13 protein-coding genes are annotated in these 15,128 nt (G+C 54.5%); 5 read left to right on the top strand and 8 right to left on the bottom strand.

What is annotated here, in order from left to right; all coding sequences use genetic code 11:
- Nucleotides 1-14 precede the first annotated feature (14 nt).
- Together SH467x_RS21355 and SH467x_RS21350 are read right to left on the bottom strand one after the other, a co-directional pair.
- A complete protein-coding gene (locus SH467x_RS21355) occupies nucleotides 15-3,086 on the bottom strand; it encodes a PVC-type heme-binding CxxCH protein (protein ID WP_482369119.1) in 3,072 nt (1,023 codons plus the stop codon).
- Between the two features lie 41 nt (nucleotides 3,087-3,127).
- Nucleotides 3,128-3,562, bottom strand: coding sequence for an RrF2 family transcriptional regulator (locus SH467x_RS21350; protein ID WP_482369118.1), 435 nt, complete (start codon nucleotides 3,560-3,562; stop codon nucleotides 3,128-3,130).
- A 136-nt stretch (nucleotides 3,563-3,698) separates the two neighbouring features.
- On the opposite strand from SH467x_RS21350, the gene SH467x_RS21345 reads away from it, so the two are divergent.
- Nucleotides 3,699-4,250: a c-type heme family protein gene (locus tag SH467x_RS21345; protein WP_482369117.1), complete on the top strand. Its 552-nt coding sequence runs from the start codon at nucleotides 3,699-3,701 to the stop codon at nucleotides 4,248-4,250.
- A gap of 159 nt (nucleotides 4,251-4,409) precedes the next feature.
- On the top strand, nucleotides 4,410-5,852 hold the full coding sequence (locus SH467x_RS21340; RefSeq protein WP_482369116.1) for a hypothetical protein: 1,443 nt from the start codon (nucleotides 4,410-4,412) through the stop codon (nucleotides 5,850-5,852).
- Between the two features lie 17 nt (nucleotides 5,853-5,869).
- Here the strand turns inward: SH467x_RS21340 and SH467x_RS21335 are convergent, their stop codons facing one another.
- The 4 genes from SH467x_RS21335 to SH467x_RS21320 form a co-directional block, all read right to left on the bottom strand.
- Nucleotides 5,870-6,649 (bottom strand): DUF4013 domain-containing protein, encoded by a 780-nt coding sequence (locus tag SH467x_RS21335; protein ID WP_482369115.1) that lies wholly within the window; start codon nucleotides 6,647-6,649, stop codon nucleotides 5,870-5,872.
- A 147-nt stretch (nucleotides 6,650-6,796) separates the two neighbouring features.
- Complete coding sequence (locus SH467x_RS21330; RefSeq protein ID WP_482369114.1) at nucleotides 6,797-7,981, bottom strand: aminotransferase class V-fold PLP-dependent enzyme; 1,185 nt, start codon at nucleotides 7,979-7,981, stop codon at nucleotides 6,797-6,799.
- A 30-nt stretch (nucleotides 7,982-8,011) separates the two neighbouring features.
- A complete protein-coding gene (locus tag SH467x_RS21325) occupies nucleotides 8,012-9,451 on the bottom strand; it encodes a hypothetical protein (protein WP_482369113.1) in 1,440 nt (479 codons plus the stop codon).
- Nucleotides 9,452-10,312: a leucine-rich repeat domain-containing protein gene (locus SH467x_RS21320; RefSeq protein ID WP_482369112.1), complete on the bottom strand. Its 861-nt coding sequence runs from the start codon at nucleotides 10,310-10,312 to the stop codon at nucleotides 9,452-9,454. It abuts the gene before it with no gap.
- 191 nt (nucleotides 10,313-10,503) lie between these two features.
- Here SH467x_RS21320 and SH467x_RS21315 point away from each other — a divergent pair, with 191 nt between their 5' ends.
- Entirely contained in the window at nucleotides 10,504-11,121 is a 618-nt protein-coding gene (locus tag SH467x_RS21315; protein ID WP_482369111.1) for a pyroglutamyl-peptidase I, read from the top strand.
- Nucleotides 11,122-11,130: 9 nt separating this feature from the next.
- A complete protein-coding gene (gene larB, locus SH467x_RS21310) occupies nucleotides 11,131-11,931 on the top strand; it encodes a nickel pincer cofactor biosynthesis protein LarB (protein WP_482369110.1) in 801 nt (266 codons plus the stop codon).
- Nucleotides 11,932-11,976: 45 nt separating this feature from the next.
- Here the strand turns inward: larB and SH467x_RS21305 are convergent, their stop codons facing one another.
- Complete coding sequence (locus SH467x_RS21305; protein WP_482369109.1) at nucleotides 11,977-13,782, bottom strand: DEAD/DEAH box helicase; 1,806 nt, start codon at nucleotides 13,780-13,782, stop codon at nucleotides 11,977-11,979.
- A gap of 20 nt (nucleotides 13,783-13,802) precedes the next feature.
- Nucleotides 13,803-14,375 carry a hypothetical protein gene (locus SH467x_RS21300; RefSeq protein ID WP_482369108.1) on the bottom strand — a complete coding sequence of 191 codons (573 nt, stop codon included), beginning with the start codon at nucleotides 14,373-14,375 and terminating at the stop codon, nucleotides 13,803-13,805.
- Nucleotides 14,376-14,630: 255 nt separating this feature from the next.
- Here SH467x_RS21300 and SH467x_RS21295 point away from each other — a divergent pair, with 255 nt between their 5' ends.
- Nucleotides 14,631-15,113 (top strand): hypothetical protein, encoded by a 483-nt coding sequence (locus tag SH467x_RS21295; RefSeq protein WP_482369107.1) that lies wholly within the window; start codon nucleotides 14,631-14,633, stop codon nucleotides 15,111-15,113.
- Nucleotides 15,114-15,128: the final 15 nt, after the last annotated feature.

The raw sequence follows: 15,128 nt of genomic DNA, 5'->3' as shown, positions 1-15,128 counted from the left end.
CCTGTGGTCGCCATTCACTCTGGCAATGAGACTTGGCTTTCGTGCATCAAATAGGCAAGCAGGTCTCGGACTTGATGCTCTGTGAGATTCTGCAAGAGCCCGTCCGGCATCAGCGAAGTGGTGGATAGCTTGGTGGCCGCGATCTCTTGCTTATCGATAGTCACCCTTTCTTGGGCTGTCTGGACTGTTACGGTCCGATCGCTTCTGTCGACGACAGCACCAGTGACGACCCGGTCGTCGAGCAATTGGAAAATGCTCGTCCGAAACTCTGCGCCGACGCTCGCGCTAGGGTCTCCGATATTCTCCAACAGATAGTCAAGATTTCGGCGATTCGAGCCAGTTAAGTCGGGGCCGATTCGCTTGCCAATCCCGTACAAGACATGGCAATTGGCACAATGCTGCTGGAACAGAGCTCGCCCAGAGCTCAAGTTTGCGTTTGCGACGAATTCAGTAGTCATCTTGTTTCGCCACTGGTCCATCCAAGCTTTGCGTTCGGCAGTGGTGGCTTTGATTTCTCCCCAAACCTCTCGCAATTGCGATGTCAGAGATTCATCTCCAAACGCCTGAATCTGCCTCGCGTGAAAAGCGGAAATCTCGGATGGAGGAATCCTGTTGGACCGAACGGCCTCCAGCAGTTCCTTGGCCGTCGCAGGTCGCGAAGCAAGCGTATTGATCGCTTCGGTTCTTTCAGCGGGCGACAATCCCTTCCATCGATTCAGTAGCTGCTTAGCCATGTCAGGATGTTCGTAAAATGCGAGTCCTCGGATCGCTTCCAGCACGAGCGCGCGATCCCCCAGCCATTGAATCAATTTGGGAGACAATTCCTGCGGCTTGCTCGCGAGAAGTGAACGGAGTGCCTGTTTTCTTACTTCTGCATCGAGCCCGCCATTTTGAATCAAGGCAAGCAAATCCTCCTTCGCGCGGCCATCACCAAAAGTGAGTCGCAGCGTTTGCAACTCTTTCGTCACTGTGCTTTCTTGCGAGCCGGAAACCCGATTGACAAGCTTCTCCCAGCCCTTAGGTGGCTTGGCCTTTTGCCAACCTTCCAAGGCTTTTGCCATCCCGCGAACGACATCGGTGGGGTGGGTAAAGCCATCCACGCAGGCCGAATCGACCAAGGAGTCAACCACGAAAGGCTGGGATTCGATGAGGAGGGTCAGCCTACGCGACACGTTTTCTGTGACCAAGGGAATCCGAGACTGGGCGATCAAGCGGATTGCCTCAGCGGGATTGCTTGGAATGGCCCCTTCGATCCCGTACCAAAGCATCTTTGGAAAGGTTCGGTCATTGGCCCATTGCCCCTTTTGACTCAATGCCTTTGCGATCGGCCAACGCTGCTCCGGTGGCAGTTTCTGCAAGGCCGATGCGAGATAGAGATGGACAAGGCCTGAAGGGTCGTTCTCCGCCAATTTCTGCAAATGCCTCAACGATTGTGAACTAAGAACTGACTCGCTGGGCTGGCAGGAATCGGTCAGGAATCGAATCGCCGCGACGCGAACATGTTCGCTGTCATGAAGTAGTAGCTCTTGCAGAAGGGACTCCGTTGCGAGCCCTGATTGGATTGCGGTTTCGACGTACCGCAATAAGTTCGCTGGAGTATCGGCCTTCGCGATGCCATCACGAACAAGCGATTGCACCGATGTTCGCGTCGCTTCATCGGCGACCGCCAATCTCTCCGAAAGAACGCGGCGCGCTGTGCGAGCCCACCACGCGTTTCGGTGTGTTAAATACTTCACAAGTTGTTCATTGGAATCCTTCGCGAGATCGAACGGAGCGATAACTCGAGGCGATTGATAGGAGAGTCGATAAACGCGACCGCTTGTTCGGTGCACGCCGTCGTGATCGTGGCATTCACCCGTATCGCTCCAGTCTGCGATCAAAACGCTACCGTCGGGAGCAGTGATTAATTCCATGCCACGGAACCACGCGTCGCTGAAAAACGCGAAATCGGGTGCTCGACGGCCCACATAAGCGGTACCTTGCCGCTCCAAAGAATTGCTGTTGATACGCAACCCATGCAAATTGAGCGTGAAGAGTTGATGGCGATAGCTTTCCGGCCAATTGTCACCTTGGTAGATCATCAACCCGATGTGAGCATGCCCACCCCCTGCTGCATCGGTCTGATTGGACATTCCCTTTTGAATCTCATTCCACTTTTCGCCGGTGTCCCAGTGCACGTGATCTGCCGTTTGTTCGATCAGTTGGTAGGTGTGTGGGTTTAAATCGATACCATACATCCGTTCGACATGGGAGCCCGGGACAACGTGCCACAAATGGCCGATGACGGTGTTGATGACGAACATCTGGCCATGCTCATCGAAATCAAAACCCCAGGAATTCGTCATGCCGTGGAGCACCGCTTCTACTCGTTTGGAGATGGGGTGAAATCGCCAGACACCGGTGTTGATTTTGACTCGTTGCGAATCGGAGGCTTCGGGGGGGCCGATGCTACTGGTCGCTTGAATGCCATGCCGCCCGTAAAGCCATCCATCATTCCCCCACTTCAGACCGTTGGCTGGAGTGTGTCCAACGGCTTCCTCGTCGAAACCGTTCAGAATGACGGTGGGGACTGAGTCTGGAAAATCGTCGCGATCGCGGTCTGGGTAGAAGAGCAGATTAGGAAGAGAAATCGCCCAGACACCACCATTTCCAATCTCAATGCTGGTCAATTTATGGACATCGTCCGCAAAGACTTTACGTGTTTCGAAGCTGCCGTCACCATCCGAATCTTCCAGGATGACAATGCGGTCCCTTTGCTTTGCATCGAATCCACCTGCTCCATTGCCAGACCAGCTGTAGTTCTCCGCGATCCAAATCCGGCCTCGTTCATCGGTCGTCATCGCGATTGGGTTTTGAACTTGAGGTTCGGACGCGACGACAGAGAGTTGGAATCCTTCCGGCAATCGTGCTTGAGCAACGGTCTCGCTCGGTGTTAGAGGAAGACTCGTTGATTTTTCTGAGTTCTGAATCGGTGGGAAGTCGTCAGCAGATGCTGGTTTGTTGATAACCGAAACAAGCAAGATTACCAACAACCAAGCCTTCGAAAAAGAAACGGAGGTGCGAGCGATGGGGAGAGAGATCTGCATAACGGTCAAGTCGATCGGCGGGAGGAATGGTGGAGTAGCGGCTAGGGTAATGCCGGCCCGTCACAGAGGGCTTTGCTGGGGTTGGGGTCCGCAAGCAAATCAGCGAGAGTGGTGGATCCAAACGCTTCTTCCGTTCTGCGCAATGCGTCATCCATCTTACTATGAAGAGAGCAAAGTCGCTTGCCATGGGAGGCCAGATGAAGCGGACAAGATTCGATTCTCGGGATCGGCTCCACCGCGTTGACGACTCGCAGAATCGTCAGTTCGGTCGAAGGAATCGCGAGTGTCACCCCACCCCCGATTCCTCGTTGCAACCGAACGATCCCCTCACGCTGCAGTCCTTGAAGAACCTTCGTCAAGTAAGCGAGAGGCACTTTGGTCCTTTCGGCAATCACCGCCGTTCTCTGGGGCTCCCCCGGAAACTGCGATAGGTGCATCACGGCCCGCAATGCGTACTCAACCGTCTGCGAAAACATAAAACCCTCCAAAAGAGGACATTGACATCTCCTAAAGAGCGGGCTAAGCTCAAAACAAGACCTTCGGGTCTAGTTTTCTCTCGGGCGTAGGAAACGTTGGATTATCGGTGAACCCCAAGGTAATGCGAGGTGTGGAATGAGACGATTTGGAGTTTTCTTGACGGTAGTGGCTGGATTCGGGCTGGCCCTGTTCGGCGGAAGTCAGCTTGCGACAAAGACTTCCGCACAAGAGTCGAAGAAGCAGGACTACGCACTTCGGCAGGCCAAAAGGGAATTGGCGATGCTGGATGACATTTACAAAACCAGCATTGTCCTGATTACGACCCATTACGTGGACAACAAGGATTCGATACCCGCTGGAACCGCGTTCAAAAAACTGTTTGATGCAATCCAAGCCAAAAAATGGCACGAGGTTCGTTTGATCGACGGAACGGGCGATCCTTACAACCCGGACAACGAGCCCAAAGAAGGCTTCGAAAAACGAGCTATGAAGAAGATTTTGGACGGTGCCCCGCAATACGAAGAGGTCGTATCGGAAGAGGGGAAACGCTTCTTGCTGGCCGCCACAGCGATCCCCGTCGTCATGGACAAGTGCGTTATCTGCCATCAAGTTTATGCCGATGTTCCCAAAGGAAAAGCGATCGGTGCCTTGGGATACAAGATTCCGTTGCAAGAAGTGGCTCCGTGATCCAAGTTTAGAGCAGCGATGGCGCCGCGATGACAACCCACTTCTCAAAAAATGGGAAGCTAGCTTTCCGTCCCCTTCATCCAAAAGGGAGAGGTTGTTGGTCGACCAACATAATGGTAGAAGAATGGAATTGCCGGCACCTCTTATTGGTTCGAACCCATGGCCCCTCCGGATTCTTTCAACCCGCGCGTTGCTCTGTTCCTTTCGATCGACGGACTGGGCACGAATTTGGTCGGAGCCTATGGCAACAGCGTCGCCCCCACACCCCATTTGGATGCGCTCGCATCGAAAGGGATCGTTCTTGATCAGTTCTGGGCTGACTCGATTCGGGGCGATCGCACGCTGCAATCGCTCTGGACAAGTTTGCATTCGGTGACTCGCGACTTGAGCGGCGAAGAGGGGGAGCTTCCGATGTTGGAGGATCCACATCAGACTTATTCACTTTGGAGAGAGCAAATCGCCCGCGGACTCCTCATTACCGATGACCGTGATCTAGCCGCAAGTAGTGCCGTGGATTGTTTCGATCGAGTGCTGCTTGTGGAGCACGAGCAGGAGCGGGGGGACGAGCACGAGGACGAGCACGAGCACGAGGACGAGCACGAGCACGAGCACGAGCACGAGCAGGAGCAGGAGCAGGAGCGGGAGGACGAGCACGAGGACGAGCACGAGCACGAGCACGAGGACGAGGGAGAGGGAGAGGGAGAGGGAGAGGGACACTACGTTGCACCGACTGAGTTTGAGCGGTTGATTGAGGCGGCAATCGGCACTTGGAGCGAATGTACGGCCGAACATCCTCTTCTTTGGATCCATTCCAAGGGGCTTCGAGGAGCTTGGGATGCCCCCTACGAATATCGCGAAGTGCTTTGCGACGAAGGGGATCCCACCCCTCCTGAGGATACGACGCCGATGGAATTGAGCGTCGATCACCTCACCGATCCGGATGATGTCTTCGGGATCTCCTGCGCGGTGGGGGGGCAAGTCATTGCGATGGACCAAGTGATCGGGGAGATGATTCAGTCCCTTCGCGAAGCGAATTTGCTCTCTAGTTGCATGGTGGGAATCGTGGGGGTTGCCGGTTACTCGCTCGGTGAGCATGGCTATGTGGGAGGCAACACCCAAAACCTGTATGCCGAGTCGCTGCATATCCCCTGTTTGATCTTGCCCGGTGAGATGCTACCTCTTGGAGGGCGGCAAGGCACCATCATGCAACCCCATGACATGGGAGAGTGGCTCGAGGACTGGTTCCGTGGTGAACAGGATGCCGACTCTCTCTCCCAGTTCCTTGATTCGTTATTGAATTCACGTTTCGACGGTGAAACTCGCATCGGAGCAGCCGTTGCCTGCGAGAATCATCAAGAATATGTGTGCAGTCCTGCTTGGTCCTGCCGCCTGGAACGAATCCCTGGATACCAGGAAAAGACCGAACTATTTGCCAAACCCGACGACCGTTGGGAGCAGAACGAAATCGCCTCACGCGCCATCCCTGTTGTCGATAAGATGAACGTTTTAAAGTCCAAGCTGTTGGAACACTACCGATCTCCCCAATCCGATCGACAACCCCTTAATTGGCTTGACGAGGAATTGATTCACCCGATGCGATGATCAGGTCCAGGCATTGATCAGATCAGTGGGAATGCAGAGGGTCCGCCGCGACTGAGGTGGATGTCATGGATCTGGGCCAGGAAGTCGCAAGTGATCAATCGCAGTACAGGCGAGACCAAAAAGAGACCCACAAGACACAACAGGGTTCCGAGCAACGTCGCAACCATCGAAATGATAAAAAAGTAAAGGACTGCGAGCAGCATGGTGAAGACCATGTTCACGCAAAATGCTTTGATGAAAATGACATCCATCCCTGCCATGAAGTCATTCGCCAACAGACTCTTCAACGTCACGGCAAACAATACGTAGCTTGCTGCTACCATCGCAAGAAACCCAATCGCCCCCGTGGTGACTCCGGAAAGGATCGCAAAGAAAGGAGGACCGCCATCAGCGAGAGCCGCTGTCGCAATCGCGCCGAGGGAAACAGGTATTCCGACGAGGATCGACATCGCTGCGAATCCAATCATCTGCCACAAAAAGGGCCATAGTCCGCGCAGCAAATACTCTGTAAGTCTTTCCAGTTGAAAGTCGGGCCAATTCCGTGTTCGTCCCCCGCTCCGGGCGATCGCCACCTCCCCAGCGTATCCAAGGTAGATGATGTTTCCAACGACGAACAACGCAAGGATCTCCATGATGAACATCCAAAACAAATTGACGAGCCAGTTTGGACTCTGGAACGGCGACTTGATCATCCTTCCGAAATCGAGCGCATCGATCGGTAGGAACGCTTCGTTTTGAAAAACCGGCGAAGCGACGGGTGGCTGTTCGCTCGCATAGTACGGGTTGTCGCTGCTCATGGGATTCTTTAGCGATGGTTTCTAGCGTCGTTTCAGACGCCTAGGTTTAATCGGACGCTGATGGAAGACAGGGGAGTTCGATGGGAACTACTTCGAAAACCACGAGTATATCTTGGGCGAGAAATTTTTGGTGTTCTCTCCGATCAATCAGAAGCCTTCGTTGAGAAGTCGAATTCCTTCGCACGCGGCGTCGATGTCGGCCTCACTGGTTGTATGACCCAGACTGAAACGGAGCGTTCCGCCGGAGGCGATGGTTCCTAAATGTTCGTGAATTTTGCCCGCGCAGTGAAACCCGGCGCGGCATTCGATGCCGAGCATGTTTTCCAGCATCAAGGCCCATTCTTGGCATTTGCCGGGGCTTGCTTCCTCAACATGCGGCGCGATGCTGATTACAGGCAATCTTGCGTTCAACGAGGAGGTGTCCGGTCCGATTAATCGGAGCCGATGGCTGGCGCGAATCGCATCCAGGATACGCTCGACCCACGGCTCCCAATGTTCGAGTACTTCCATTTGCTCGTTTTGCAACGATGCGCGGAGCGAAACGATGGCAGGGAGGTTTCGATTCCCGGATTCCACCGTTTCAAGCCAGCCGAATTCGCCGGTGATCGCGTCGCTCGAAGACCCCGTCCCTCCGATCCAAAGAGGAGCTAATTCCTGTTGTACCTTGGGGGGCACAGCGAGGAACGCGCAGCCGAGGATCGACCCAAGCCCCTTGTGACAAGGGGCTGCGAGAATGTCGATGCGCGAAGCGGGTATTTCCCATGGCATCATTCCGACACTCTGTGCACCATCGACCATGAGGTTGATTCCATGACGATCCGCCAATTCTCTCCAAGCCTTGATCGGCTGGATCGCACCGGTTACGTTCGAAACATGATTCACAACGATCCACCGAGTCTCCGGTGTAACCGCTTGTTCGGCGTCCTCCAAGGAGACAATGCCGGTTTCATCGCACGGGATCGAATCCCAAGTCAACCAGCCTCGCTGTTGGGCGAGCGCTAAAGGGCGAAGAACACTGTTATGCTCCGTGGCGGTGGTAAGCACATGGCAGGGGGATTGGGTTTCGTATGCTCGGAGTGCCAACCCGAAGATGGCTGCGTTCAGAGCCTGCGTGCCATTGCTACAAAAGGCGATGTCGAGAGGAGAACCGCAACCAATTCGTTCTGCCAATGCGACACGCGTTTGGTGAATCCACTTTTCCGCATCGAGCGCTGTACGGTAAGTGCCCCGTCCGGCTGCCGCTCCGCACTCTCGAAGATAATGGTCGACCGCCGTGAGAACGCTCGGTGCCTTAGGCCAACTCGTCGCCGCGTGATCGAGATAGTGACGCATCCCCTCAACAACTTCTCAATGCAATGCGGATTATGGAAATAGATAACGAAGGAAATTGCGAAACGGCTGGTTTGGCATGTAAGCAGTGGGCTGACCGTAAAGTCCTCGGCCTACTTGTGCAAGAGACACGTTCTGCCCGAATCCGATCAAGCTGCGGTAGCCGGAATTGTAGCCATTGTAGGAATAAGGGTAGTAAGTCGGCGGCGCGTAGCTCATGGGCGTCCCGCTTGGCATCGAAGGGCCGGGTGCATAGGGACGTGGGGTGGTGCCACACGTGTTGCAGTCAGCTGCTGGTCGAAACAACGTTGGCGAGACCATAAATCGCGCGTCGATTTGCCGGGGCGGGGAACTGACAAAAGGTTCGCTCGTTACGTAGGTCGATTCGTTCGCCGCGTACCTTGGAGGTTGGCTCGAAACGGGTATCGCTGGCGTGTAAGGGATCGCCGGATAGGTCGGGAACGATGGAGAACCAGCGACGGGAGTTCCGTAGTTAGGAACAGAGGGGATATATGTCGCTGGGGGAGCTGGCATCACGACCCCAGTACCCAACCCGGTGTTCGGCACCACGCTCGGCCCCGTCACCATGCCAGGGGACGGAGTCGGTACGATGCCGGGGACAACCGATGCTCCTGGATCGTAAGGTGCCGGGGCCGGGTAAACGCCTATTGGGCCGGCCGATGTGGATGGAATCGTTGGTGTGGATGGAGGATAAACAACGGAAGGTGGGTAAACACCAGTGGGTGGATAGACGCCAGTCGGTGGGTAGACGCCGGGGATGGATGGATTGGTGGCACCTAAGTTGGGAGTCGAAGATCCAGGAATCGGCGCAATGGGAGTTCCTTGGGAGCCAAAAGGAATTTCCTGGAAGCGAGAGGTTCGATCGACAGAGCCCAGCGCGGGACCATTAGCGGATGCATAAGTGACCGCATCGTCGACCTTGGGGATTTGGGCCGCTTCGGAATCGTTTTCAAATCGAGCGGATCTGAAACCATCCGACTTGGCGACCGCGCGAGGAGCAGTAGCGAGTTCGGAAACCACCGAGCGGTCGGACCTTGCTGTATCACGGGTGCTTTCTGGTTGGCTTAGCAAACGAGAAAGATCGACGCTGGATTCCCACGCGATCCGAGGAGAACGATACTCACCACCTTGTTCGCGTTTCAGTTGGGGAGTTTGCTTTGCATCCGCATCACTGGACTTGGACTTTTTATTGGACGCAGGCGCAGCAGGCTGTTTCGCATAGTCTGCAAGGGGATCGATAGGACCTCGCGAGTCGATGGATTGACTCAGTGCGTAGCGAAGTTTTTCCATATCCACAGCGGCTTGCTCGTCGGAGCGAGGAATAAACCGGATACGAGCTTCCTGTTCGTTTTCTGTTTTGACGATTGGCTCTTCCTCAGCGCGTGCGAGAAGCGAATCGCCGAAAGGAACGGCCATGCCTAGCAACAGGATAGTTCGTGTGGAACGTCGCATTTATCGTTTCTCGGGGTTGATGCGGACTCCAACTTTCTTGAGCCGATCGATGGCCGCGTTCAAATCGCCCGCGACTTTTGCATCGAGGTAGAGTCGAAGGAAAGGTGCGAATCGACGGGCCGTATCCGCCTCGCAAACTTCCACAAGTGGATCGAGTGATTCGATGGGGTTTTTGTCTAACATGAGCAAACTCAACTCCTTGACTCCCTTTAAGAATTCCACTTTTTTAAGTCCGCAACCCGTCAGGTTCAGCGTCTTCAATCCTCGGAGATCCGAGATCGCGTTGGCGTTTTCAATGGGGTTCCCGGCCGCTTGCAGCGTCCACAATTTCTTCAGGGCAGCGACGTGTTCCAATGATTTGATCTGATTGTCGTTGAGGTAAAGGGAATTCAGGTTCGTTAGGTCCTTGATAGGGGTCAAATCGGCGATTTTGTTTTTTGACACTTGCAAGTATTGCGACTGTTTGAGGCCAGCAATCGGGCCAACATTTTCAATTTGGTTTCCGGACAAGTCGATCGACTGCAATTGTTTCAACTCCGAGATCGGAGCCAAGTCAGAAATCTCATTGTTTGCCAGATCGAGCTTCATCAAGGCTTTGCAGTGTTGCAGTCCTTCCAAGCTTTTGATGCCCTTGCCTCGGGCGACGACCTGCGAGATGTTTTTCACGTCCTCCGCTTTGATCGGTTCGCTGTTGTAACGCTTTTCGAAAACCTCCCAGCGGACGGCGGCTTCCAAGGCCTTGTCGGGAAAAACGTCTTGCGCGATCAAGCTCGAGCCTTGGTTTACGGTCAAGGCGATGGCGAGGGAGTAGACCGCGTACGCGAGGCCAGAGATTGCTTGCGTGGCGAGTGATCGAATCATCCTGAAAACGCTTTCGGAGGGGAGTTGGGAGGTAGGAGGCTGAAAAACCGTGTTATCCAGACTGACACTCACTTTATATGAACGAAGTGGGCAATTCCAGGGTTGTTCGGGTTGCAGGGGCTGTCTCGACGATTTTTTGAACTAAAACGGGTATAACCTATTGGCAATCTTCCTTTGAAATTGAGGCCCAAGTGCGAATCCTGCTCACCGCCTTTGAACCCTACGACAGCTGGGACCAGAATTCCAGCTGGGAGGCGTTGATTTGCCTCTTAGAGAGTCGAGGGGCGATCGAAGGCGTTACGACTCGCAGATACCCCGTCGATCTTCCTTCCCTGCAGGAGCGGTTGTTCAAGGATTTATCGAAGGGATTCGACGCGGTTCTCCATTTGGGACAATCGCCGGGTGCAAGTCGGATCCAGTTGGAAGCGATCGCTCTGAACGTCGCCGGCATGACGGAATCCCAAGGCGAGTTTTTTGGCCCGATCACTTCTGCAGGTCCAGTGGCATTTCGTACCGACTTTCCACTGGATCTCTGGAAGAGGGCATTGCTGCAAAATCGGATCCCTTGCTCGATTTCCTTTCACGCGGGGACGTATCTCTGCAACGCGGTGATGTACCTGAGCCATTTGTGGTACTCCCACCATCAGCTCCGATGCCCAGTCGGTTTCATGCACATCCCTTTAACGCCCGAGCAAGTGCTCCGTTCGAGTCGCGAGTTCCCCTCCATGCCACGAGAGCAAGCCGCTGAGGCTATCGGCCTCGTCGTGGATCTTATAAACTCGCACGACTACGAACCCCAGTTTGCTTAAACGAGTGCGATGGCATCTAACAACAATTCCCAATCGATCTCTGAGTGGATTCAACAATACGAACGAGGCGAACTGAGCCCATTCGAATTGGGACAACGTGTGCTGCATGCCTCGATCCCGAGCGATGGCTCGGTGATGATCGATCGAGACCGTCAACGACGGTGCGGATTTCCGGAAGTGGTTTATGGGGCGGGCAAGCCGGTCGAAGCCATTCAAACCGCAGTGACTCGTTTACTCGAAGCTCATAATGATGCGAACCATCCAGAAGTGCTGGTGACTCGTGTCATTCCGGAACAGGTGCGGTGTTTGAGCGAGGTTTTTCCATGGCATCGCTGGAACCATCGCGCTGGAACGTTTCGAGTGGGGCGCGACTCAACCCCGCGCAGCCACGATGCATTGGAATGCGAGAGCGGAGTGGGCCGAGTCGCCGTCGTTAGCGCGGGAACAACCGATGAGCCCATTGCGTTAGAGGCGATCGAAACATTGGCTTGGATGGGTGTCCCTTCCAAACTGATTCAAGATGTCGGAGTGGCGGGACCCTATCGACTTTTGGCTCAGATTCCTGAATTGCAAACGATGGCAGCGATTGTGTGTGTTGCTGGAATGGAAGGAGCCTTGCCAAGCGTGCTCGGTGGATACGTCGGCTGCCCCGTCATCGCGGTCCCGACCAGCGTGGGTTACGGTGCCAACTTCGCAGGGCTCTCCGCTCTGCTCAGCATGCTCAATGCGTGCGCGTCCAACATCGCCGTGGTGAACATCGATTCTGGCTTCAAAGGCGCCTATATGGCAGGTCTCATCGCAACGCGCTAGGTGACCGTTGGGATTTGGAGGACCGTTGGGATTTGGAGGGTGGAATCAAGCGGCCTTTGTCTGGAACTTTGGCATCGACAGACCGAAGAGTCCAAATATCTCTTTCTGACTCAATCCCAGATTACCAGGTGTGCCTGTCTCGGCAAAAAGAGATTGAAACAACTGCCGCTTTTCTTCTAACACATCGTGAATGCGTTGCTCGATGGTTTCGACCGACATCATTCGAGTCACCGTGACTGGCTGCTTCACGCCAAGTCGATGCGCTCGATTGATCGCTTGATCCTCCACGGCTGGGTTCCACCAGCGATCAAATAGAAAGACATAGTGGCAGAACTGCAAATTCAGACCGACGGCCCCAGCTCCATAGCTCATCAAGATCACTTGGCAGTTAGGATCATTCTTGAATCGATCGATAACGCCATCTCGCTTATGCGATGCAATGCGGCCGTGGTATTGGAGTGGATTGTATTTGGCTAGCTTTTCTGCCAGTACATCGAGCGTCTCGACCCACTGGCTGAAGATAATCGCCTTTTGCCCGCTCGCTGCCACTTCCTCCAAATCGGCCTCGAGTCTCTCCAACTTTGCCGAAGCACCCGTCGAAGGATCGAAGTTACAGATTTGCTTCAATCGCAACACGAGCTCGAACACATGCTGGATCGTGAGCGAATCACCCATTTCATTGAGCTGGATGATCCCTTCCTCCTCGGCGCTCTTGTAGCTGGCCCGTTGCTCGGGTGTCAGGTCGAGGTCCGCTGCCCGAAACAGTTTGGGTGGCATATCCGTCAGCACTTTATCTTTAGTACGGCGCAATACGTAATCCCGTGTCGCCTTCCCCATGGATTTGAGGTGCATGTCGTCGTTCAGGTAGCCAGGGGATAGGAATTCGAAGATGCTGACGAGATCCTCGACGGAGTTCTCAATCGGTGTCCCGGTAAGAGCCCAAGATCGGGACCGTGGAATCGATCGCACAATCTCGCTCGTAGTGCTATTGCGGTTCTTGATTCGCTGGGCTTCGTCGAGCACCACGAGATCGAATTGAAGAGACCCGCTATCGATCAGATCACGGTCGCGCATCATCAGTTCGTAGTTTGCAATCTTGACCGGCGCCTGAGGATTGTTCCAAATCCATTGCCGTTTATGCGAGTCCCCTTCCAAGACGGCGACTGGGATCTCGGGCGCCCATTGTCGAAACTCGCGTACCCAGTTGGTCACTAGCGGCTTGGGGCATATCAGCAAGACATTGCTCAGTTCGTTGGAAAGGAGCAGCATGCGAATGGTCGTGATCGCCTGCATCGTTTTCCCCAATCCCATTTCGTCGGCGAGGATCGCGGCGGCGCGAGGAAAGAGGAACGCGATTCCCTCCATCTGATAAGGGAATGGTTGAAACGGGAACGTGAGCTTCGCGGACTGAACGATCGTCTCGAGCGGCGGTTGCAGCACATAGTAAAGGCGATCTTCCAAACGTACCAAATCGCCGGGCGGTCGCATACGCGTTATCTTGGGCGGCTGATCCGTCGCTTGGGATTCTTCGACAGGAGACTTTGTTGCTGTGCTAGTTGCCTTCTCTTTCGGTGCTTCCTTTTGTTCGTCAGGCTTGTTCCAATTCGGCATCTCCGGGAACGCGAATCCGATCGTCTTTGGAAGGCTTTGGCCGAGCTGGATTGGGAGTGCTTGGATAGGCTTCCAATTCTGAAAGCCTTCCAACGCATCGCTGGCACTTACCTCCACCGCCGAGGTTGACTCCAGGGCTGCTCCAAAGGGGAGCAAGGTATTGACTTCCGGTTGCGTGAAACCAAAAGACCAAGCCTCGCAGAGTTCAACGCGATCGGGGGCCTTAGAAGATGCGTTCATATCAGCGATCGTCCCTTTGGTTAGGCCGCTTTGGTCGCGGGGTGGGCTTCCCGGAGCGCTTCTTCAATCCGTCCAAAAGGTTCGATCAGATCGATGTTGGGTTCATGCGATTGGAAGATGTTGGCAAAGGATTCTAGATCTTTGTGGTATTCCGGCAGGACCAGCAGTTTATGGCCCCCCAATTCGGCCGCTTGCAAATCGGCTCGATCCAAGTGAGGTTGCGAAAACGTGGACGATCCGCGGTGCCAACTGCCATCGATTGCTGCGATGGGAAGTGAGTGGATATGCCTCAACGACAAGGAGGCGGGGGTGTCGGTAAAGAGGACCGACGGAGCACTCTTCGCCTTGAGCACGAGAGCCCGAGCGATTTGCTCTCCACATACAAATTCATCCAGTGTGGAACCGTAGAGGATCTGTTGCGCTCGCGTTGTCATCACCGGAAGTGTGCAATGGAATTCCAGTGGTCGAGCCAAATGGTTCAGCACCAGTAGGCCACCGAAGTAACCGTGGGCTGCATGTTTTCGGACGGTGAGGAATCCGAGGGCCATTCCGTTGGTTTTGGATGCTTCCATGCGATATCGTCGGAGGTTCATCGAGGAGACAACGAGCCGAAGGGTCGTAGAAAGATTCCTTCGACCTGTCTTTCGTAGCACGTACAGTCCGAACCGATTTCTCGGAACAATTGGATTAATCTTCAAAGTCAGCGCAATCGTCAAACTCGTGAATCATGCGACTAAATGCTCGACGAAGCGGATGGTTGATAGCTATACTGGGAACTCGGATCAGCAGGAATTCTCGCTGTTTTGGTGGGATTGGCTAAAGAACTCTCGAGACCATTGAGTTGAACCATGGCGAATGAACCGACCCCTTTTGCTCCCGTTTTCAGCATTGATGTGACCGCGGCTGAGGCAGCCAATGCCCCCGCCGCGACGCCACCGGCGCCGAAGGGGAGCGATGTCGGCACCGCCTTGATCGGTTTGACTCGCCAACTAATCGAGATGCAGAACCGCCAAAACGTGCTCTTGGAACAGTTGCTGCAAATCAATAAGCAGGTGCTGCAGGCCAGCAATCAAGCGAACCAGCAGAGACAATCCGAAATTACCCAATGGCGTAGTTCGCATCCCAAGCTGGTGCGCTCTTGCAAAAACGCACTGGAGTCGTTGTCGCAAGTGCAGATCGACTTCTTGCAGACTTTGGCAGACGAGGTCGAGGACCAAAAAGAGAATTTGGCCGAGAGCGAATACGCGTTCAATGATTTTCTTGATCGCTACGGTCCCCGTATGGCACACTTGAACGGAATCCTTCAAGTCCTCGGGCACCTGGGCGGCTAACCCCCCCCGTCTAGC

This window comes from Brakhagea slesvicensis, assembly GCF_052161625.1.
Classification (GTDB): domain Bacteria; phylum Planctomycetota; class Planctomycetia; order Pirellulales; family Pirellulaceae; genus JBKCUI01.
The sequence above is the reverse complement of the archived record's forward strand: the minus strand, read 5'-3'. Positions and strand labels throughout refer to the sequence as shown.